General features: G+C 67.5%; 14 protein-coding genes and 1 tRNA gene. 4 read left to right on the forward strand and 11 right to left on the reverse strand.

Going from position 1 to position 21,527, the window contains the following annotated elements; all coding sequences use genetic code 11:
* The first annotated feature begins 71 nt into the window (after nucleotides 1–71).
* The 3 genes from AC50X9_RS04150 to AC50X9_RS04160 are packed head-to-tail and all read left to right on the forward strand — an operon-like array spanning nucleotide 72 to nucleotide 2,393.
* Nucleotides 72–1,622 (forward strand): SDR family oxidoreductase, encoded by a 1,551-nt coding sequence (locus AC50X9_RS04150; RefSeq protein ID WP_494890536.1) that lies wholly within the window; start codon nucleotides 72–74, stop codon nucleotides 1,620–1,622.
* A gap of 48 nt (nucleotides 1,623–1,670) precedes the next feature.
* Nucleotides 1,671–2,168, forward strand: coding sequence for a DUF2505 domain-containing protein (locus AC50X9_RS04155; RefSeq protein ID WP_494890539.1), 498 nt, complete (start codon nucleotides 1,671–1,673; stop codon nucleotides 2,166–2,168).
* A gap of 3 nt (nucleotides 2,169–2,171) precedes the next feature.
* The gene (locus AC50X9_RS04160; protein WP_494890541.1) at nucleotides 2,172–2,393 is read left to right on the forward strand and encodes an SCO4848 family membrane protein; all 222 of its coding nucleotides are present in this window, start codon (nucleotides 2,172–2,174) and stop codon (nucleotides 2,391–2,393) included.
* Nucleotides 2,394–2,426: 33 nt separating this feature from the next.
* Here AC50X9_RS04160 and sufU read toward each other — a convergent pair whose 3' ends face one another.
* The 11 genes from sufU to AC50X9_RS04215 form a co-directional block, all read right to left on the reverse strand.
* The gene (gene sufU, locus AC50X9_RS04165; RefSeq protein ID WP_494890543.1) at nucleotides 2,427–2,897 is read right to left on the reverse strand and encodes a Fe-S cluster assembly sulfur transfer protein SufU; all 471 of its coding nucleotides are present in this window, start codon (nucleotides 2,895–2,897) and stop codon (nucleotides 2,427–2,429) included.
* Nucleotides 2,898–2,909: 12 nt separating this feature from the next.
* The gene (locus AC50X9_RS04170; protein ID WP_494890545.1) at nucleotides 2,910–4,217 is read right to left on the reverse strand and encodes a SufS family cysteine desulfurase; all 1,308 of its coding nucleotides are present in this window, start codon (nucleotides 4,215–4,217) and stop codon (nucleotides 2,910–2,912) included.
* A gap of 72 nt (nucleotides 4,218–4,289) precedes the next feature.
* A complete protein-coding gene (locus AC50X9_RS04175) occupies nucleotides 4,290–6,893 on the reverse strand; it encodes a LuxR C-terminal-related transcriptional regulator (protein ID WP_494890547.1) in 2,604 nt (867 codons plus the stop codon).
* 65 nt (nucleotides 6,894–6,958) lie between these two features.
* The gene (locus AC50X9_RS04180; protein ID WP_494890549.1) at nucleotides 6,959–9,694 is read right to left on the reverse strand and encodes a helix-turn-helix transcriptional regulator; all 2,736 of its coding nucleotides are present in this window, start codon (nucleotides 9,692–9,694) and stop codon (nucleotides 6,959–6,961) included.
* Nucleotides 9,695–10,595: 901 nt separating this feature from the next.
* On the reverse strand, nucleotides 10,596–13,241 hold the full coding sequence (locus AC50X9_RS04185) for a LuxR C-terminal-related transcriptional regulator (RefSeq protein WP_494890551.1): 2,646 nt from the start codon (nucleotides 13,239–13,241) through the stop codon (nucleotides 10,596–10,598).
* A gap of 55 nt (nucleotides 13,242–13,296) precedes the next feature.
* A complete protein-coding gene (locus AC50X9_RS04190) occupies nucleotides 13,297–16,038 on the reverse strand; it encodes a helix-turn-helix transcriptional regulator (RefSeq protein WP_494890553.1) in 2,742 nt (913 codons plus the stop codon).
* Between the two features lie 239 nt (nucleotides 16,039–16,277).
* The gene (pth, locus tag AC50X9_RS04195) at nucleotides 16,278–16,865 is read right to left on the reverse strand and encodes an aminoacyl-tRNA hydrolase (protein ID WP_494890555.1); all 588 of its coding nucleotides are present in this window, start codon (nucleotides 16,863–16,865) and stop codon (nucleotides 16,278–16,280) included.
* Nucleotides 16,866–16,971: 106 nt separating this feature from the next.
* Nucleotides 16,972–17,574: a 50S ribosomal protein L25/general stress protein Ctc gene (locus AC50X9_RS04200; RefSeq protein WP_494890557.1), complete on the reverse strand. Its 603-nt coding sequence runs from the start codon at nucleotides 17,572–17,574 to the stop codon at nucleotides 16,972–16,974.
* Between the two features lie 267 nt (nucleotides 17,575–17,841).
* Entirely contained in the window at nucleotides 17,842–18,822 is a 981-nt protein-coding gene (locus tag AC50X9_RS04205) for a ribose-phosphate diphosphokinase (RefSeq protein WP_494890559.1), read from the reverse strand.
* A 5-nt stretch (nucleotides 18,823–18,827) separates the two neighbouring features.
* Nucleotides 18,828–20,318: a bifunctional UDP-N-acetylglucosamine diphosphorylase/glucosamine-1-phosphate N-acetyltransferase GlmU gene (gene glmU, locus AC50X9_RS04210; RefSeq protein WP_494890561.1), complete on the reverse strand. Its 1,491-nt coding sequence runs from the start codon at nucleotides 20,316–20,318 to the stop codon at nucleotides 18,828–18,830.
* Between the two features lie 213 nt (nucleotides 20,319–20,531).
* A tRNA-Gln gene (locus AC50X9_RS04215) sits at nucleotides 20,532–20,603 on the reverse strand.
* Between the two features lie 214 nt (nucleotides 20,604–20,817).
* Between AC50X9_RS04215 and AC50X9_RS04220 the strand changes: the two genes are divergently transcribed.
* On the forward strand, nucleotides 20,818–21,417 hold the full coding sequence (locus tag AC50X9_RS04220) for a TetR/AcrR family transcriptional regulator (RefSeq protein ID WP_494890563.1): 600 nt from the start codon (nucleotides 20,818–20,820) through the stop codon (nucleotides 21,415–21,417).
* Nucleotides 21,418–21,527: the final 110 nt, after the last annotated feature.

Below are 21,527 nucleotides of genomic sequence, written 5' to 3' on the forward strand. Positions count from 1 at the left end.
GGCTGGCAGGATACGCGGCCCGTCCGAACGGCCCGGCGCTCCGAATGGCTGATAGACGACAAGGAGTCACCATGCCCAGCACCCCCGATACCCCCCAGCCCCCGCCCGCGCAGGCAACCCCCGCGGAAACCGTCAGGCCAAAAACGGTGCTGGTTACCGGTGCCACCGGCTACATCGGTGGCCGGCTGGTCCCCCGGCTGCTGGAGGCAGGGCACACGGTCAAGGTCGTGGTCCGCACGCCGGCGAAGATCGCCGGGGTGCCGTGGCTGGCCGACGTCGAGGTCATCCAGAGCAGCCTCGACGACGGCGAAGCCCTGCGCGCGGCCTTGGCCGGCGTCGACGTCCTGTACTACCTCGTCCACTCGATGGCCACCGGGTCGGGTTTCGAGTCCAAGGAAAAGACGATGGCGGAGACCGCCGCGCAGGCCGCGGCCGGCGCCGGCGTGGACCGGATCGTCTACCTGGGCGGCCTGCACCCCACGGACACCGAGCTGTCCACCCATATGCGGTCCCGCGAGGCCGTGGGCAAGGTCTTCCTCGACAGCCCGGTGGACGCAGTCGTCTTCCAGGCCGGCGTTGTGATCGGCTCGGGATCGGCGTCGTTCGAGATGATCAGGCACCTGTCCGAGACGCTCCCGGTGATGCCGGCCCCCAGTTGGGTGCGCAACAAGATCGAGGCGATTGCGGTGCGCGATGTGCTGCACTACCTTGTCGGGGCCGCCTCGCTGGAAGGCCCGATCAACCGCACCTTCGATATCGGCTGCCGTCAGGTCCTCAGCTACGCAGGAATGATGCAGGAATACGCTGCCGAGGCCGGGCTCCCGCACCGCGTGGTGCTGGCCCTCCCCATTCCGGCGCCCAAGCTCGCGGGCATGTGGGTGGCATTGACCACCCCGATCCCGCTCTCGATGTCGCTGCCGCTGGTCGAATCCCTGCAGCACGATGCGGTCTCGCGCGAACACGACATCGATTCCTACATCCCGCAGCCCGTCGGCGGGCTGACCCCCTACCGCCGGGCCGTGGCGCTAGCCCTGGGCAAGGAGCGCGACGGCCAGGTCGAGACGACCTGGGCCAGTGCAGGGGCCGACGCCGATCCGCTGCCCAGCGACCCCGACTGGGCCGGGCACCGGGTGTACGTTGACGAGCGCACCTACTCCAGCCAGGTGGACCCGAAGCACGTCTGGACCATCATCGAAGGGATCGGCGGGCGCAACGGGTGGTATTCCCTTCCGCTGGCCTGGCGCGTCCGCGGCTGGCTGGACAAGCTCACCGGCGGGGCCGGGCTGTTGCGCGGCCGGCGGCACCCGCACCTGCTGGCCGAAGGCGAAGTGGTGGACTGGTGGCGGGCCGAGCGGATCGACCGGGGCCGGCTGCTCCGGTTGCGGGCCGAGATGCGGGCGCCGGGCCGGGCCTGGCTGGAGCTGTCGGTGGAGCCGGAGGGGACGGGCAGCCGTTACCGCCAGCGCGCGATCTTCTTCCCGAAGGGTCTCAGCGGGCGCCTCTACTGGCTGGCCGTGCTGCCGTTCCACAGCCTGATCTTCCCCGCCATGTCACGGAACATCACGGCCGCGGCGAAGAGTCTCCAGGACCTCGAATCGGATCCGGCCCGGCACACCGCGTAGGATGTTTGGAGCCCAAAACGACCAGTTCCACCCCATGGAGGACCCCTAATGGCATTGAGTGCATCCACCAACCTTCCGCACGGCGTCGACCGCGTTACCGCAGTCTTCGTGAACGAGGATTTCCTGCGCCACACCAGTGAACTCGTTGGCGGCACCCTTGAATCCTTCACCGTCGACGGCGACACGGCCGGCGCCTTCAGCACCACGACCGTGCGGACCATCCCGACCACCCGGATGCCCGAAATGGCCCGGAAGTTCGTCGGCGAAAGCCTGAAGGTGACGCAGCTCGAGAACTGGGACGCCCCCGCCGCCGACGGCTCGCGGCAGAGCAACATCACCCTGAAGGTCTCCGGCGCGCCGCTGGACGTCAATGCCGTCCAGCGGCTGATCGCCGACGGCGGCAGCACCCGGATCGAGCTTGAGGGGTCCGTCACCTCCTCCGTGCCGTTCCTGGGCGGAAAGATCGCCGAAGCTGCCGAGCCGATGGTGGGCAAGGCCCTGAACATCCAGTCCACCCAGGCCCAGGCCTGGCTCGAAAGCCACTAGCACATGGAAATGCCGGCAATCCTGGCCGTCGTCCTGATCGCGGCCGGCGTCTGGTCCCTCGCCGTCTGGCCGCAGTTCCTGCGCAGGGTGATGAAGGACCCGCGGGCCCGCGACGGGAACGGCAAGGCCACCCGCTTTCTCACGGTCCACGTCGTCCTGGTCAGCATTTCGATGCTGCTGGGGGCGGCGACGGCGGCGATCGGAATCGCCGGGCTGCTCGCTTAGGGGGGCGGGCTGCGTCCCGGGTCCCGCGGGAGGCTAGTGTGCCGGCGTGCTCGGGGCCAGGGCCTGGGCCAGGGCGTCTTCGGCCGCCACCCAGGAGATCATGGCGCACTTGACCCGGGCAGCGTATTTGGAGACGCCTTCGAAGGCTGAGGCGTCGCCCAGGATTTCGGGATCGGCGGCGAGCTTCCCCCGGGACCGCAGGACTTCACGGAAGTTGTCGATGACGTGGGTGAAGCTGTCAACGTCCATCCCTTCGGCGAGGTCGGTGAGCACCGAGGCCGAAGCCATGGAAATCGAACAGCCGGCCCCGTCCCAGCGCAGCTGGGCGACCTTGCCGTCAGCTACCGCGACCCGGACGGTGATCTCATCGCCGCAGACCGGGTTGAGCTGGTGGGACTGGCCGGACGAGGCCCCGGACGGAACCGGGGTCTCCGTCAGTCCGCTGCCGGTACGCAGTTTCGCGTGTTCCAGGATGATCTGCTGGTACAGCTGTTCGAGGCTCATGCGGGAATATCCTTAGGCTCCAAAGTAGGCGCGGACCTCGGTGACAGCAGCGAGGAAGGCGTCGACGTCGGACGTTGTGTTGTACAGGTAGGTACTGGCCCGGGTGCTGGCCGTCAGGCCCAGACGGCGGTGCAGCGGCTGCGCGCAGTGGTGGCCGACCCGGACCGCGATCCCCTTGCTGTCCAGGAACTGGCCGACGTCGTGGGCGTGCACCCCGGCGACGTCGAAGGAGGCGAGCCCGATCCGCTCCTGGCCGGCGGCCGGCCCGAGAACCCGGACACCGGGAATAGCTGCGAGTCCTTCGACGAGGCGCTGGCCGAGCAGGGACTCCCAGGCATGGACGCGGCCCATCCCCGTTTCGGTGAGGTAGTTCGCCGCCGCGGCGAGGGCGATGGCCTGCGAGACTTTCTGGGTGCCCGCTTCGAAGCGCTGCGGGGCGGGCAGGAACGCGGCGCGTTCCATCGTCACGGTGGTGATCATCGATCCCCCGGTGAGGAACGGCGGCAGCGCGTTCAGCAGTTCGGACCGGCCGTACAGCACGCCGATGCCGGTGGGCCCGAGCATCTTGTGTCCGGACAGCACCGCGAAGTCCACGCCGAGGTCCTTCACATCCAGCGGCAGGTGCGGCGCGGACTGGCAGGCGTCCAGCACGGTCAGTGCCCCCGCCTGGCGGGCCATCGCCACCAGCGTCTTGACCGGGTTGATGGTGCCCAGGACATTTGAGGCGTGGCTGAAGGCGAGGACCCGGGTGGCCCCGGTGATGATGCCGGCGGCGGCCTCGAGGTCCAGGACGCCCGCGTCGTCGACGGGGATGTACCGCAGCGTCGCACCGGTCCGCTCCGCGAGCTGCTGCCACGGGATCAGGTTCGCGTGGTGCTCCATCTCGGTGACCACAATCTCGTCGCCGGCCCGGAGGGCGAATCGTGCCGCTTCCGCCCCGGCGCCCGGCAGGGACGAGTTCAGGAAGGCGTAGCTGAGCAGGTTCAGGCCCTCGGTGGCGTTGGAGGTCCAGATGATCTCATCGGCCCCAGCGCCCAGGAAAGCAGCGAGAGTGTCGCGGGCGTCCTCGAAGGACTCCGTCGCCTCGACAGCCAGCAGGTGGGCTCCGCGGTGGACCGCGGCGTTGCGCTGTTCGTAGAACTCCTGCTCCGCCTCGATGACGCTGATCGGGTTCTGCGAGGTCGCGCCGGAATCCAGATAGATCAGCGGGTGCCCGCCCATGGACCTGGCGAGGATGGGGAAGTCGTTGCGGATCCGCAGCACCTCGTCGTCGCTCAGTGCGGGCAAGGTCCGGGACTCTGACGTCGCCGCAAAAGCCACGCTGGCCTCCTCAAATCGGATTAGATGAACTACAGTCCATCATCCCACGGAACGACGGCCCCGGTTTGGCCCTCAGGGCCGGTGCGAATCGCCGCCCGTGTCGATGAGGTCCACCCGCCGGCTGACGCCGAGCTTGGCGAAGACCCGGTAGAGGTGCCCTTCCACGGTCCGCTGCGACACGCAGAGCCTGCTGGCTATCTCGGCGTTCGTGGCACCGCCGGACACCAGGTCGAGGATTTCGGTTTCCCGGGCGGTCAGTTCCGCATCCTGCTCCGGTCGGACCAGGTCAATGTGCGCTGCCATCCCGGCGGCAGTCATCCGGTTCTGGATCTTGCGCTGGACGGCCAGCAGTTTCCGTTTGTCGGTCGTCTCGGCCAGGCAGCGTTCCGCCTGCTGTGCCGCTTCGAGGGCCAGCAACACGTAGCCGGCCCGCAGCGCCTGGTCGCTGATGTGGACGAGTTCGGCGTCGTCTGCATGCAGCACGGCGAGCGCATAGTCGTGCAGCATGCCCGCTTCGCGCCCCTCGACCGCGAGGCTGCTGCGGGCGAGGCCGTCGGCGGCCTCGGTGTCCCCGCGGCGCACTGCCATCCGTCTGATGTCGGTCTCGACCCCCCGCAGTCCCTGCCGTTTGGCTTCCGCGGCCAGGCCGGTGAGCCTCCGGCTGACATCCCCGGCCCCGCCCGGGGCGCCGCCGGCCGCGGTTGAGTACGCATCCGCGAGCAGCGGAACTGCCCCCGGCCCGCGGTACCGGAACAGCCGGAAAGCGGCCGCATGCTCCTCAGCCTCCTGGCCGTGACCCAGCACGGAGTCGGCATAGGCCGCGACCGCGTGCGCAAAGGGCAAGAGCTCCCAGGGATCGGCAATGGTGAGTTCCTCGACGCCGAGAACGAGTTCGGCAATGCCCTCGGGCATGCGCCCCTGACGGACGCGGGCGAGGCCCCGCATCAGGTGCAGGGTTCCGCCGCTGAGCAACAGCCTCGAAGGGTAGTGGGCTTCGTACTCATCGAGGGCGGCGGCGAGCGCCTCCCACTCCCCGGCCCAGTTCAGGCTCAGGCTGTAGCGCACCAGGAGGTCTTCATAGACGAGCGGCAAGGCCATGTCCCAGCCTTGCGCCCCCTGCCAGGCATCGCGGGCCAGTCCAACGCCCTCCGCCACCCTGCCCTGGGCGCAGAGCAGTTCGGCGAGCAGGGACTCCGCCGGAAGTTTAAGCTCGGGCCGCTCCCCGGCCGCCACCACCAGCCTGCTGAGCCTTCCCACGCAGTCCGTCGGGCTGGCCTGGCTGCCGGCAGTCCCCGTTGCAACCGCAATCGGGGTCAGATCCAACCACGACGGCGTCACCGCGGCGTCGCGTGGGGTGGCCGGCTGGCCGTTCCGCAGCCGGCCGGACAACAGCGCCGCCAGATAGCGGGATCTTTCGTTTGTGAGGGGCGCTGCGAGCTGGAGGAATTTCGCGGACTGTTCGTGGTGGCCCAGCAGATACCGGGCATAAGCGATCTGCAGCCGGGCCTCGGGAATCATCGCATCGTCCGTCACCGCCTCAGCGGTCATCAGCGCGGCCGGGGCGTCGAGGGCGGCATTTGCCGTGCACGCCGCCTTCAGCAGCTGATCCGCCGGGACGACGGCTCCGCAATCCAGGGCCCACCGAACCCGGTTCAGGAAGGCGTCCGGCGGTACGGCCGCTCCCGACGGCAGTGACACGAAGCTGTTCCGGAGTCCCGCGCTTCTGCCCGCCGGAACCCACCGGCGGATGATCTCGCCGATCAGGGGGCTTGCGGGGCGCACCGTGCGGTCGGCGCCTCGAGACACGCTGATAATTCCGGCCCGTTCCAGCGCGTCGACAGCCTTTGGTCCACCAAACCCCAGCAGCTGGCCGAGCGGAAGCGGTCCCGCCAGGGCAACAATGGCGGCAGCGGTCCGTTCCTCGGGTGACATCGTACGCAGTTCGTGGCCTATCAGGTCAGCGCCCGGGATCTCGGACAGGGCGGGACGCGAGAGCAGGAACCAGATGCCGTGGCGAAGCCCCAGGACCCCGGATTTCCTGGCGTGTTCGATCAGGGACAGCAACATATAGGGGTTCCCGGCGGAGGCGTCGGCGAACACCGCGCTGGCCCAGGGCGACACGTCGGCCCGGAGTACTTGCTCGCAGAGCTGGTGGACCTCGGCCCGGGTCAGCGGCTCCAGGTCGAACTTCGCCAGGATCCCGTCATCCCAGAGGGCCAGGAATTCCTCGGGGATAAGCAAACCCGGCCGGCAGGTGGCCAGGACGTTGGCGGCACCGGTGGCTACTGCCTGCGCCACGAGCTGAGTCGTCCCTCGGTCCAGGCACTGGGCGTCGTCGATGACGAAGAGCGGTCTGCTGGGCTGCGCCTTGATGTTGTCCGTCACGGTCTTCACGACGGCGGAAAATGAGTCCAGATCCTGTGCGGGCAGCTGGCCGAGATAGGGCGACAGCGCGCCGAAGGGCACGGCAGACAGTGCAGGAGTGGCGGCGAGGCGGATCACGCCCGCGCTCGGCCGGAGTTCCCGGAGCACCGCCCTGGAAACGGCGGTCTTCCCGGTGCCCGGGTTGCCGACGATGAGGGCGCCGGATTTCCCGCCGTCGCGCAGACATCTGACAATGTCCTTGACGACGGCGGTCCGGCCGACCAGCGCGGCAGACTCAGTCAGACTTTCCAATCCGGACCTCCCTGCGCCGGCAAAGCGGTACGCGGACTGGCCCGGAGGATCGCGGGCCGGTTCGGTCAGCCCAGGCGGGCGTGTTCCACTGGTCCGGAGATGACATCTTTGAGTTCCGACCTGCTCGCGACGTGGAGCTTCGCATACACCTGGTAGAGGTGCCCCTCCACCGTGCGGACCGAAACGTGCATCTCGTCGGCGATCTTCCGGTTGGAAGTACCGGCAGCAGCCCTCACCGCCACCTCGGATTCCCGCGCTGTCAGGGTCGAGGTCAGCAGCGAGAGCACGCCGTTTCTGGGGTTCCCGAACCGGTCCTCAAGGGATTGCTGCGTCCGTTGGGCCATCCTCAGGGAGATGCGGTTCCCGGCGTCGTTGGCGCAGCTCACGGCTTTTCTGGTGACGTCCCTGGCGAAGATTCCGTGGCCGGCCGCGTCTGCTTCCTTGGACGTTGCGAGCAATTCCTCGCTGTCGGCATCCTTCAGCCCTTCGGCGAGCCGCGAGCACAGACCGGCGAAGTGCCCCGTGACCTGGCCCGCAAGATCGCTGAGTTTCTGGCTGGCCTGACGGTCCCCCAGCCGGGCCACCGCTGAAAGGAACTGAAGCCCGGTAGCAAGCGCTGAGGCCTCGGTGTCGATGTCGGCCTCGAGCTTCAGCGCGCGGAGGGCCTCGGTCTTCTGGCCGATTTCCGCCTTGGCGGACAGCTCGAAGTACCGCGTGATCCGGTTCACCAGCCACGACGCCCTGGGCATCGGCTCTTCGACGTCCATCAGCAGGGCCGCTGCTTTGTCCTCATCGCCCTGGAGCGCGAATGCATAGGCGCAGGCTGCGGTGGCGAGGCCGGCGACGGCATCCGGGTCATGCACGCTGAGCTGCCAGACCCCGGACTCCAGCCGCTCCAGTGCCCGGGTGAGCTGACCGCGGTGCAGGTCGACGATACCCTGGCCGATCTCAAACATACCGCCAAGCCTGGCCTGCTCGTCCCAGGCCTCCGCCGTGCCCGCAATGAAGTCACCGGCCTCCCGGAACTTTGCCGAGAGCAGCAGGAGCAGCAGGAACCGGCCCCTGATTTCGCGGATCGCGGCGTCGGACAGATCCAGGCCGGCAGCGGCAAGAATGACTTGCCTGCCCAGCCCCACAGCGCCAAGGATCTCGCCGGTGACAGCCTTGGCCTCGCTCAGCAGGCTCGCCGCCATGATTGTGGCTTCGCTGCTCAGGTCAAGGGAATCCGTCTGCCGGAACATCTGCAGGACATCGCCGTACCGGCCTTCGAAAACGGCGAGCTCGGCGTAGGCCAGGCGCACCCGCTCGGCCACGGCACCCAGCTCCGTCCCGGTGTCCCCGGACATTGCGAGTCGCAGTTCGACCTCCTGCAGCCTGGCCAGGGCACCGGCCGCCGCCGCGGGGCTGCGCCTGTCCAGCTCCGCCCAGAGCAGTTGAAGTGAGGCCCACTCGTCCAGTGCCAGAGCATCACCGGCCCGCTGTTCAACGTCGGTCAAGAGGCGTCGGGCTGCTTCGTCGTTGTGCTGGGCGATGAACGCCCTGGCAGATTCGACGGCCACTTCCGCCTGCTTCTGTCCGCCGGCAATTTCCCTGGTGAACCTCAGCGCGGACTGCGGATCGGATGCCTTGTTCGCAAGGCGCGCGGCTGCCAGGGCAAGCCGCGGATCCACCTCTTCGCCGCAGTCCAACGCCCAGGCGACCGCGGTGGAGCCGGTGTATTCGTCCTGCTCCTGATCCTGGAGCACGGCCCCGAGCCGGCGTCGAAGCTCAGCACTGCGGCCCGGCGGTACAACGCTGGCGACGATTCCGGCAGTCACCGGGTTGGCGATGCTCACCATGGGCGGATGCTCATGGCTCACGTGGATGAGGGCCCGCTCCTGGAGGGTGTCGATGTCCTGCGCCTTGGACACGTTCATCAGGGTCTGCAGGGGCAGTGCTCCGGCAAGCGACAAGAGCTCAAACACATCCCGCTGGCCGGGGCTGAGCCGGTTGAGCCGCGCCTTCAGCACATCCCGGATCTCTCCGGCCAGAGCCACCGGGCGGTCCCCCAAAACCCAGGAATCCTCGTGGCGGACAATTGTTCCCAGCTTGATCTGCTCCCGCGCCAGGGAGTGCAGGAAGAGCGCGTTGCCGCCGCTGGCGTTCCACAGGGCGCGTGCCGCCGTGTGGGAGAAGTGGCCACCGTACTCCTGGGCCAGGCTGTCCGCCGTCTCGCTGAAATCAAAGGGGCCGATGTCTACCCGGCGTAAAAGGTCGTCCTTCCACAGACCCATAATGTCGCTGCCCAGGTTGGGCAGGTCAACACACGCGGCGAGCAGCAGGACGTGACCGCCGGCGCAGAGCTGGGCAACCATCATCGTGGAAAGCTCATCCAGGTCATGGGCATTGTCGACAAAAAGTACGACGCTGCGGCCCTGGGCACGGGTATGCAGCAGCTGGGTCAGGCCGCGCAGTACCATCAGCGGATGCTCGAGGTGGGAGGCATCAAGTTCGTTGAGCAGCACGCTGAGGGCACCGTAGGGGAGCTTCGATGAGATGGAGCTGCCCCGGACCTGCACCACCAGGAACTCGTCACCGAGCTGTTCAAGGGCCCGTTGGGCAATAAAGGACTTTCCGGCGCCGTGTTCCCCCACAATCACCGCCCCGCAGCCGGATCCCGAGGTCAGGGCCGCGACGACGTCTTCAACGGTCTGGTGCCGGGTATAGTGCTTTTCGTGCCACGCCTTCCCCGGATGGTGGGCTGGTGAAATCACATCTGTTCTGCCGCTGCCCGCAGACAGGCCGGCTTCTTGCTGAAACATGAGAGAGACCTTCGCAATCAAAGTATTGACTACCGATAGGTCCAACTTATGGATAAGGTGAATTTTCGGGATGCGTAAGTGCTACTCGATTACGGTCGCAGTAGCGAGCCCTGGGCTACGTAGGTGTACTCAGAATTCGACGGGCCCCGGTATCCCATAACCAAGTAGTGGGAATCGGCCGCCCGGGCAGGCCGCGGGATGCTGTTTCACGCCGGCGCGTCGGGACTTCCGCGGGCCCTGGCGGCCCGCCGGAGCCGGACGATTGTTGCTTCCGGCGACACAGTCCTGGCACGGCCGCCCGACCCGCGGGCGGCCGAGCCAGGACTGCGGCCACTGAAGCTTAGGGAGCCGGCGGCGGCTGGGGGGAGGAACCTCGGTCTCAGAAGGTTCCGACGCCGTCGGCTCCGTCAAGGGGGTTCACGCACGCGGCGCGAACCATTCGGGAGACCATTTCAGACTGGAATTAGTATCTATGGCACCAGAGTGAACCATCGTTCCCCACGCCGGCGATCCTGGCAGCTTCATCGGAGGGCCTGGGCCGCATCCGCGTTGATGGCTCCACGTTCAAAATCCTTTGTCGGGTAGTTCTTGGTGCTGACTACAATCTAGCGAACCGGACGGCACCGGCGCACCGGTAGTCCGTACTCGATTTCGTGGCGGGTTCCGACCGGAACGCTGATCGAGGGTACTTGCCACTGCGCCCGGCATCCGACGCCGGCGCGGTCCGGCTACGCGGTCCCCATACCCGGCCGGCTGGGGGCCTACTTGCTGCACCCCGGAAGCTACGCATTCCGGCGGTGTGAGCGGGCGTTGATTCCCCAGGATGACGGGACAACCCCGGCGCAGCGGCCGGCCGGCAGACGGCTGCCCACTCGGCGCGCGCATCAGCCGGCCGCATCAGCTAGGAGGGGGACACGCCGGGCAGCTGGTCCCGGCCTTTGATGTTGAGCTTCGCGTAGCTGCGGTACAGGTGGCCCTCGACCGTCCGGATGGATACCTGCAGTTCGGCGGCGATCTGGCGGTCGCTGAGGCCCCGCACGGCGAGCGCCACGATGTCGCGCTCCCGGCGTGTCAGCAAACCAAGGGAGTCGCTCTCGGTGTCCGGCTCCCGGCCGTCAACACTGTCGGCCCGGTCCAGGCACCGCTTGCGCTGCGACATCGCCATCCTCTCCCGCAGCGTGTCACCGGCAAGCCGGTACCCATTGGCGGCTGCATCGTAGGCAAGGGCCGCGAAGCCCCAGAGCTCGGCATCTTCGCAGCTCTTGCCCGCTTCGAGGTGATCCGCGGGCAGGTCGGTACTGATGGCAGCCGCATAGCGACAGATCGCCGCGGCCCTGGGGCCCTCCAGCTCGTCCCGCAACTGCAGCAGTCGGGCAGCGGCGTCCCGGTCCCCCAGCGCGAGGCAAAATGACAGCGAGTCAAACTCCAGGCCGGGGGTGGAACCGTCGCCAAGGGGCCGGCCCAGCGTCCGGAGCTCGCCGATGGCACCCGGGTGATTGCCCAGCCGGGCTTTCCCGTAGGTGACTGCCATCTTCGAGAGGGTGCGCAGGTAGCGTGATACCGACGGTGGGGCTGCGTTGTAGTCGGCAAGGAACGCCGCGGCCGCATCTTTGGCGCCGACTTCGGCGGCGGCAGCGAAAGCCATCGAGGCCGTAAAAGCGAAGAGCTGTTGGGGGTCCGCGAGCCGAAGTGACTCCAGCGCCGCACTGAGTGTGGTCAGGGCCTGGGCGGCCTTGCCCTGATAGGTCAGGATGATGCCGTGCGCGGCGTGGACTCCCCCGCCGAAGGCGGCGAGGGTTGGTCCGGGCCCGGCGGACGCTTCGGACAGGAGTGCCTCCGCTGCGTCCCACTCGCCACTGTGAATCGCAGCCGCTGCCGCCCGAGCCACTAGGAATTCAGCAAGGTAATACAGTTCGTCGTGTCCAGTGCCCGCATTTGCCAGGGCTTGGGACGCCGCCGCGAACGACTGGACTGCTTTGCCCTGCACGAGGAGCCGTTCGGATTCCAGGGCAAGCCTGAACGCTGCCTCGAGGGAGTTAGCCGGCAGATTGGACGGGCCGGCCGGCGTTGCGGCCTCCGTGCCGGGATCGTCCGGATATTCGCCCGCCAGCGCGAAAACCATGGCGTGCAGGGTGGCGTACCGTTCCCGGACGGCGGCAAGGATTTCCTCGGCTTCTTCCGGGCTTTCCTTGGCCAGCCGGTCCCCTGCCTCCAGGAGTGCCCCGGCGCGGTCCATGATCTCAGTCGGCGTGCGGCCGAGAGCGGCCTGTACCGCCGCCCACATCAGTGTTCCCGTAAGGAGGACAGCGACACTGCGTCCCTTGGCGAAGTCGGCCTCCAGGATGTCCCGGGCGGCGGCATAGTCAGAGGTGTTGAAGTAGGTCCGGGCCGCTACGGAGCGTGCAGCCACCTGCAATTCAGGGTCCTTGACCAGCGCGGCCGCCTTGCGTGCCAGCTCGTCCTGGTGGAGGCGGCTGGCCAGGACGGCCGCCCGCAGCAGTTGCCGGTCGTCAACCTCTGCGCCACATTCCAACGACCAGCTCACCTGGCGCAGCAGGCCTTCCGCCGACGCCTGCTCGCTGTCCATGAGCTGAAGGAGACTCTGCCGGAGCTGGAGGCTGCGCGCCGGCGAAATCAGGTTGCGCAGCGTGTCGGCGTAGATCGAATGCCACAGCCGCAGTTGCGGGTGGGGTGCGGGCGTGACCTTGATTAACTCGTGTTCGATCAGGGCGGCCACCGGGACCTCGCCCACCGTTGCCTCAATTAGCTCCCGTGACACCGGCTCGGCCAGGGCGATCAGGTTCAGGGCCTGTCGTTCGTCCGGCGAGCGCCGGAGCAACTGCCGGCGCACCAGGTCGGTCAACCGGTCCCCGTGGCTGTTGAGGGGGCGCGCAAGCAGCCACACCCCGTTGCGCTGCTGCAGTGAGCCGTCCCTCCGCGCGTCGTCGATCAGCCCATTGAGCAACAGCGGGTTGCCCTCTGACGCTTCCCAAAGGATTTCCGCGACAGAGGGAAGGACCTGCCGTCCCAGCGTTTGTTCCAAAATCTCGGTCGTTTGCTGCTGGTTCAGTGGACGGAGGTCGAGTCGTTCAGCAATTCCTTCAAACCACAACTGCAGCAGCGGCTCCGGCAGGCCCGGCCGGGCGGCTGAGGCCACCAGCAGTTTCGCCCAACCCGCCGCCGCGAGCTCCACCAGGATCCCGGCGGTCGGCTCATCAAGGTCGTGGGCGTCGTCAACGATCAGCAGAAGGGGCTTCTGCGAAGCCCTTCGCTCCTCCTCCAACCGGGACCAGAACGTCCTTAGTACGGCCAGCTGCGAGGTGGCTTCATGCACCGGCAGCCCGACAATGAAAGGACCCAAAACGCCGTACGGGACATTCGCCAGCGACGGGCTGCCATGGATGCGGACGGGCGTGACCGCTGACTCCAGTTCAGACACCACGGCTTCGAGCAGCGTGGATTTCCCGATCCCGCTGTCCCCAAGAAGCAGGACCGCGACGTGGGTGCTTCCTTGGATGGACTCCACTGCCGACCGCAGGTCCTCCATTCGGCCGGTCAGGGTTCCGGATCCTTCTCTCGCGTCAGCCGCGGCGGCGCTGCTCCTAAATAAGTCCAAGCAGATCACTTCGCGACGAAACTCCCAGCTTCGTGAAGACCTGGTACAGGTGCCCCTCCACTGTTCTCACCGAGATACCGATGGACAGGGCTATGTCCTTGTTCGACACGCCGTTGCCGGCAAGGGTTGCTATCTGCCGCTCCCTGTCAGTGAGCAGCGGCCCCTTGTTCCTGGGCATGATCGGCAGGGCAGGCACGGCGTCGGAGAGGCTCTCGAGGATGGCGTGGGCGGCGCTGGCCTTGCCGCTCAGGCCCGCAGCCTTGGCGAAATCGAAGGCGAGGGCGGCGCATCGGGCCTGGACCGCGTCAAGTTCCATGGCCGCCGCCTGGGCGGCTGCCTCCAGCATGATGCCAGCATCCTTCTTGCGGCTGCCGACGGCAACGGTCCGGGACAGCTCCGCAAGTGGCCCTTGCCGCAATGACGCGATGTCCTCCATGAACTGGAAGTCCTTGGTGGTGCCGTTGACCGTTGCACCGAACATGAAGATACCGGCGAGGGTATAGCGGCCGGCCCGGTAATGTTCCTCGGCCGAGCGCACCAGCCGGTCCTTGGCCTCGGGATCGCCGAGCCAGCGCGAGGCCATGTCCATGCAGAAGTCCGCGGAGCTGCTGACCGTGAAGCGGGCCGGGCCTTCCGCTGACCGTGCCCGGTCCAGGTAGATGGTGGCCTGCGCTGAGTTGCCGGTCTGAGCGTAGGCAAAGGCGGTGGCTGCGTAGGCCTGCCGCAGCGAATGCAGGCTCGCCCGGACTTCGAGCTGCGCAATCGCGGCCAGGAGTGGGTCGAGGGCCATGTAGCCCCGGCCCGCGTATACGTAGGCGAGGCCAACGGCCAGATCCGTGGCCGCGCTCCCGGAATGCAGGCCGTGGCCTGCCCTGCCGCTGGCGTCCTTGAGCATGTCGATGCTCTGCCGCCATTGTCCGGACAACAGCAGCACGTTGAAAGATCGCCAGGCGAAGTTTTCGCGGATCCGCGGAACGTTGGACCACTCCCCCAGCTGACCGCCGATGTCGCGCATCAGCTTTCGGGCATCGCTTTCCTTGCCCGTCATGCAAAGGGCTTCCATCAGGATGATGCCGGATCGGAGCCGGTGTACCGGGTCGTCATTCAGGTCCGGCGCCGCCGCAGCCCTGAGCTGGTCCATCATCGGCTGGTAATCACCGATGAAGGACAGGTAGTTGAATTCGCACAGGTCCAGGCACAGACCGGCCCGGGTCAGCTCCTCCGCCGGTGCCGCTGGCCGCGCCTCACCGAGTACATGGAGCCGGAGCCGGGCCTGCCGGATCAGCTCCGGGACCTGGCCTGTGCGGTCCTCGAGCCACGACATGCAGTCCGCTTTGGCGGCGATCAGCTCGGCGTACGCCTCCGCGCCGAGGCTGCTGAGCTGGCCCGCAGAGACATCGTCGAGGGCTGCCATGGCCTGGAGTGGCAGACCGAGCTGAAGGTAGGCGGCAGATTTCTGCAGCTGCCCCTCGCTCCATTCCGGGTCCTCCGGGCTCAGGCTGCCGGCGCACTTGAGCGCGAACTTCGGGTCGAAGAGTTTGACGGCGGCGGCGGCTGCCGCCACGGCGTGGGCGGGTGCCAGCGGGGCGTCGCAATCGTGGGTCCAGGCTGCGTAGGCCAGCAGGTCCTCCACAGTCAGCTCCGTCAATTCTTCCTGCTGGTGGCCCGGTACCTTGTCCCGCAGCTCCAGCCGGCGTTCCACACTGAGCCAGCTGCGGACGATGTCGCCCAGGTAGCGGTCCCCGAGCGACACCTGGTGCCGGTCGGTCCGGTCGATGACAATCTGGCCCGCGTCTTCCATGTCCGCTATCACTCCGGGGCTGTACATCCGCGCAAGCCGGGCCAGGGGCAGGGTACGGGCGCAGGACAGCACTTCGATCAGCTCCCGGGCCACGGGTGTTTCCCGGGCATAACGCGCCCGGACGATGTCTTCCAGCGCGGTGCGCCCGTCCAGCACCACCTCGTCCACCAGAGTCCATACGGATCCGGACAGCACGAGGTTGCCTCTTTCGATCTGCTCCGCGACCACGGCCTGCAGCAAGGTGGGGCTGCCGCCGACGAGCTGGTGCAGCTGGCTTGCCAGCGCACTGGAAACCCTGTGCCCCAGCGCTGCCTTGAGCACCTCGAGCGTTTCGATTTCCGTGAGATTGGCGAGCCGGACCTCGGCGAGCTGCCCGGAGGTGATGAGCCAGTAAAAGTCCGGCGGAAGGTCGGTTGTGCGCTGGGCGGTGGCGATGAGGCGTGCGGTACGGGTCTGCAGCAGGTTGAGCAGGACGCCGGTGCTCAGTTCGTCCAGGGCTCCGGCGTTGTCCAGCAGGATGACACACTGGCGTCCGGCGGCGTCGTCGCGGATCAGGGAGGTGATGCCGTGCAGGATGGCCGTGGGCGAGCCCAGGGAGCTTTGTGGCAGGCGGGCGAGCGTGAATGCCAGGCATCCGTAGGGCGTCGCTGAGCCCGGTCCCGAGCTGCGGAGCTGAAGGGTGTAAACATCGGGTCCGAAACCCGCGATCGCAGTGCGTCCTACCTGGGTCTTGCCCACGCCGCGGTCACCGGTGATGACCACGCCCATCCGGTCCTCCGCGAGCAGGGCGCTGCGGACCCGGTCGGCGTCGGCATTGCGCGCGAGACCAGACCACCTGTGCCGGTCCAGTGGTCCGGTTGCAGGTTCTTCGGCGGCGGGTGCCAATGTTGTGGAAACATTCCCCCAGCCCAGCGATTCCCTCGACATCTTGTTTCCTTCGTACCGCTTAGCGGGCGGCAAAACCAAGACCGTCCGCCTAGAAGTAGCGTATCCCTATCCCCCGACATGAGAGTAGAGCGATCATATCCGCATTTCAGGAACCTTGAAAACAATTGGGGCGCGGGTCGCGGCGCGTCATGCGTGGAGCGGGCGGCAGCCGGAGCGGACGCGTCACGACCAGACCCTTGGCGCGGAGCTGACCTGTCCCGGCCAGGCCCTTGGCGCGGTTAGGGTGCCTTGGCCGGGTGGAACTCTTGCTGGGCCGCCTGCAGGCCCTCCCGGACCAGAGCTTCCACGGCGTCGGCCGCGCTGTCGATCAGGAACGGCAGCTCCTTTTTTTCGGGTCCGGAGAAATCCCTGAGGACATAGTCCGCGGTATCCATCCGGCCGGGCGGGCGGCCGACGCCGACCCGCACGCGCAGGTAATCCTTGGTGGCGAGGGCCTTGGACATATCCCGCAGCCCGTTGTGGCCTCCCTCGCCGCCGCCGAGCTTTAGTTTCACCGTATTAAAGGGAATGTCGATTTCGTCGTGCACGGCGATGATGTGGCCCGGCTCGATGTCATAAAACCTGGCCAGCGCCGAGACCGGACCGCCGGACACATTCATGTAGCTCAGCGGCTTGGCCAGCACCACCCGTGGTCCGCCAATGCCGAACCGGCCCTCCAGGACCTGGGACCGGGACTTGTGGGACTTGAATCCGCTGCCGATCCGCCCCGCGAGTTCGTCGAGGACCATCTGTCCGACGTTGTGCCGGTTGTGGGCGTACTCGGCACCGGGGTTCCCGAGGCCTACGATCAGCCAGGTGTCAGTCATGGATCAGTCCTTCGGTGGGCAGTCCGGGTCGGGCGGCACGATGGCAGGCTGGGCAGACGACGGCGGCCGGGCCCCACAGGGACCCGGCCACCGAAAATCGCCGGAACTACTCGGCTGCTTCTGAGACCGAAGAACCTTCGGTAACGTCGGCGGATGCTACTTCCTCGGAGACCTCGGTGGCCTCGGAGATGTGCACGACGAGGGCCTCGGCGTCGGCCAGCAGGACGGCGCCCTTGGGCAGCACCAGGTCGGAAGCGTGGATGTGCTCGCCGGCCGTGCGGCCCTCGATGCTGACCTCGATGGCGGTCGGCAGGTGGGTTGCCTCGGCCTCGAGGGAGACGGTGGTCATTTCCTGGTTGAACACGTTGCCGGGGGCAAGCTCTCCGGTCAGGTGTACGGGAACGTCCACGGTGACCTTCTCGCCCAGGCGGACGGTCAGGAGGTCGAGGTGCTCGATGATCTGCTTGATCGGGTTGCGCTGGATGTCCTTGACCAGGGCGAGGTGCTGTTCGCCGTTGATGTCAAGGGTCAGCAGCGCGTTGGCAACGCGGACGGCCAGGGTGGTGGCCTTGGACGGCAGGGTGATGTGGATCGGCTCGGCGCCGTGGCCGTAGATGACGGCCGGGATCAGGCCCTCCATGCGGGCGCGGCGGGCGAAGCCCTTGCCGAATTCGGTACGTACTTCTGCTGCGAGCTTCTGCTCAGCCATGGATATCTCCTCGTGGGATTGCGGTGATCAGCAAGGGCGGAGGTCTGTTTGCGACCTTCAACGCCGGGTGGCCGTGGGGCCGCCCTTCCGAAGGGAGATTCAGACCCAGTCGATAACGGAGACCAGCAGTGGTTATCCGTGAATACGGATTACCGGTGCTCTCCCTCGCCAAGGTTTCGGTTCAAGGCTACCAGTGCGGGGCCGGATTTCTGAAAACGGCCCCGCACCGGCGGACGGTTGAGCAGGCCCAACCGCGGGTTGGGCTGGTTAGGCGTTGCCGTCGAACAGGCTGGTGACGGAGCCGTCGTCGAACACTTCGCGGATGGCGCGGGCGATCAGCGGTGCGATGGACAGCACGGTGAGCTGCGGGAAGCGCTTGCTGGGGTCAATCGGCAGGGTGTTGGTCACGACGACCTCGCGTGCGCCGGATTCCGCCAGCCGCTGGGCCGCCGGGTCGGAGAAGACGGCGTGTGTTGCGGCGATGATGACATCCTTGGCGCCGGCGTTTTTGAGCACCTGGACCGCGCCGGAAATGGTTCCGCCGGTGTCAATCATGTCGTCGATCAGGACGCAGGTGCGGCCCTCGACCTGGCCGACGACCGTCTTGGACATGGCCTGGTTCGGGACGGTCAGGTCGCGGCTCTTGTGCACGAACGCCAGCGGAGCGCCGCCGAGGCGCTCGGCCCACTGTTCAGCGACCCGGACCCGGCCGGTGTCCGGAGAGACAACCGTGATGTTGTCTGCCGCCACCCGGGTGCGGATGTACTCGGCCAGCAGCGGGATGGCCATCAGGTGGTCCACCGGACCGTCGAAGAAGCCCTGGATCTGCGAGGTGTGCAGGTCAACGCTCATAATGCGGTCGGCGCCGGCGGTCTTGTACAGATCGGCGATCAGGCGGGCGGAAATGGGCTCGCGGCCGCGTCCCTTCTTGTCCTGCCGGGCGTACGGGTAGAACGGCGACACGACAGTGATGCGCTTGGCGGAGGCCCGCTTGAGCGAATCGATCATGATGAGCTGTTCCATCAGCCAGTTGTTCAGCGGGGCCGGGTGCGCCTGGATGACGAAGGCGTCGGTACCCCGCACGCTCTCCCCGGCCCGGACGTAAATCTCACCGTTTGCGAAGTCGTAGGCGTCCAAGGGCAGCAGCTCGGTTCCGAGCTCCTTGGCGATTTCCTTCGCCAGCTCAGGATGCGCGCGCCCAGCGGCAAGCACCAGCTTCTTCTCGCCGCGTGCCGTAATTTCGCTCATATTTGCTAGCCCTCTTCTGTGGATGCCGGAGTACTGGAGGAAGTTGTGGTGGCGCCGGCGGCCTGGGCCAGGGACGCGGAAATCGAGTCGGGGCGGTTCGCGAGGACCCAGCCCTCGGAGTTCTGCTGCTTGGCCAGGGACAGGACCAGGGCACCGGGCGGCACGTCGCGGCGGATCACGGCCCCGGCACCGCTGTAGGCGCCGTCACCGACCTGGACGGGCGCGACGAAGACGGTGTTGGAGCCGGTACGGACGCCTGAGCCGATGACCGTGCGGTGCTTCTTCTCGCCGTCGTAGTTGGCAGTGATGTTGCCGCAGCCAATGTTGGTGTCTTCGCCGATCTCGGCGTCGCCCGCGTAGCCGAGGTGGGAAAGTTTGGAGCCCCGGCCGATGGTGACGTTCTTGGTTTCGTAGAAGGCGCCGATCTTGCCGGTCTCGCCGAGGACGGTACCGGGGCGCAGGTAGGTGAACGGCCCGACGTTCGCTTTGGCCCCGATCACCGCACCGGACCCGTGCGTTCGGATAACCTTTGCGCCCTCGCCGACCCGGACATCCGTCAGGGTCGTGTCGGGGCCCACGACGGCGTCGCGCGCCACCGTCGTCGTGCCGTGCAGCTGGATGTTGGGCAGCAGCCGCACGTCCTCGTCGAGGGTCACGGTGGCGTCGATCCACGTGGTTGCCGGGTCGACGACGGTGACGCCGGCGCGCATCCAGGCCTCGACGGTCCGCCGGTTGAGCTCGGCACCAAGAGCCGAGAGCTGGACTCTGTCGTTGGCACCTTCGACCTGCCAGCGGTCTTCCGTAACGACGGCAGCGACGTGGCCGCCGGCGGCCCGGGCCAGGCCCAGCACGTCGGTGAGGTATTTCTCGCCCTGGGCGTTGTCGGTCGTGACGTGGGACAGCGAGTCGCGGAGCACTGCGGCGTCGAAGGCGTAGATGCCGGAGTTGATCTCGCGGATGGCCCGCTCGGTGTCGGTGGCGTCCTTGTGCTCCCGGATGCCGGTGACCGAGCCGTCCGCGGCCCGGAGGATGCGGCCGTAGCCGGTGGCATCGTCGAGGACAGCCGTCAGGACGGTCACGGCGTGGTGTCCGGCCTCGTGGCTGGCGACAAGTTCGCCGAGCAGTTCGCCGGTCAGCAGGGGGACGTCGCCGTAAGTGACGACGACGGTTCCGCTGAGCTGCCTCTGGGGGTGACGGGCGTCAAGTGCCTCGAGGGCGGCTTCGACGGCGCGGCCGGTGCCGGGAACTTCGTCCTGGTCGACGATCAGGGCGTCCGGGTCGACGTCGGCGATGTGGGCGGCCACGAGGTCGCGTTCGTGGCGGACGACGAGGGCCAGTTCCTGCGGCCGGATCGTGCGGGCGGCGTGCAGGGCGTGACCCACGAGGGAGCGGCCACCGATTTCATGGAGAATCTTGGGGGTACGGGACTTCATCCGGGTACCGGCACCTGCAGCTAGGACGATGACGGCGGCCGGGCCGGACTTCTCGGGGCTCACGTACGGGCTCTCCTTGCTCAGTGGCTTTGGCTCATGCCGCTGTTCGGTGGATCTGGGTGGCCGGCGGCTGGGGCCGCTCGGTGCGGTACCGCGGTTGCCGGATCCGCGCGGCCAGGCCGGACAAGACTCCGGTCACGGCGCCAGATTCATCTTACTGGACTCACACGGAGCCACGCCCGCCGGGTGCCGTTCCGGCCCTTCGGCGCCAACCTGTTCCGCCCATAGGACTCGAACCTATACTCCACGGCTCCAAAGGCCGGGGTGCTGCCATTACACCAGGGCGGACCATGCCAAGGCGGTGAGCCTGTGGCACGAGAGTCAATTCTGCCACACTGCGTTGCCCCCGCGCGGCGACCCCGAAGTCAGGGCGCGGCCGCGCACCCCGGCGGGTGAACTGGGGCATGATGGTGCTGTGAGCAACAGCACAGGGGCGCCCGGAGGTGCGGAGGGACGGGCCGGCAGACCGCTACGGCCTGCGGGCTATGTTCCCCGGATCCGGATGACGGGGCCCCAGCGCCGCAGCCAGCTGATCGGCATCGGCCGGGGGCTCTTCGCGCTCCGAGGACTGGACGGGACCACGATCGAGGAGATCGCCGCTGCCGCCGGCGTCTCGAAACCTGTGATCTACGAGCACTTCGGCTCGAAGGAAGGCCTGTACACGCAAGTCGTTGAATTCGAGTTCCGGATCCTGCTGGGCTCCATCAACGACGCGCTGTCCGAGGAAGCCAAGCCGCGTGTCCTGGTCGAGCGGGCCGCCCTGGCGCTGCTGAGCTACATCGAGGACCGCGCCGAGGGATTCCGCATCCTCATGCGCGATGCGCCGCCGACGCAACCCGAAGGCGCCTTCTCCACGCTGCTCTCCCATGTCACGGCCCGGGTGGAGTACATCCTGGCCGACGAGTTCGCCCGCCGCGGCTTCACCTCGGCCGACGGCGCCATGTACGCGCAGATGCTGGTGGGAATGGTTGCCATGACCGGCCAGTGGTGGCAGGACAGCCGCAGCCCGGACAAACGCGAAGTGGCCGCCCACCTGGTCAACCTCGCCTGGAACGGCCTCACCGGACTCCAAAAAGACCCCGAACTCCGCACCGGCGACTAAACCCGGGTGCCGGCCGGCCCGTTCTTGCGGCTTCCTGCGGCAGCGGGGCGGGCGCGGGGGCCCTGAGCGCCCCCCAAGGGACATGCCCTCCCTTGGACTCCAAGGCTGGA

It is taken from the genome of Pseudarthrobacter sp. HLT1-3, from assembly GCF_059383535.1.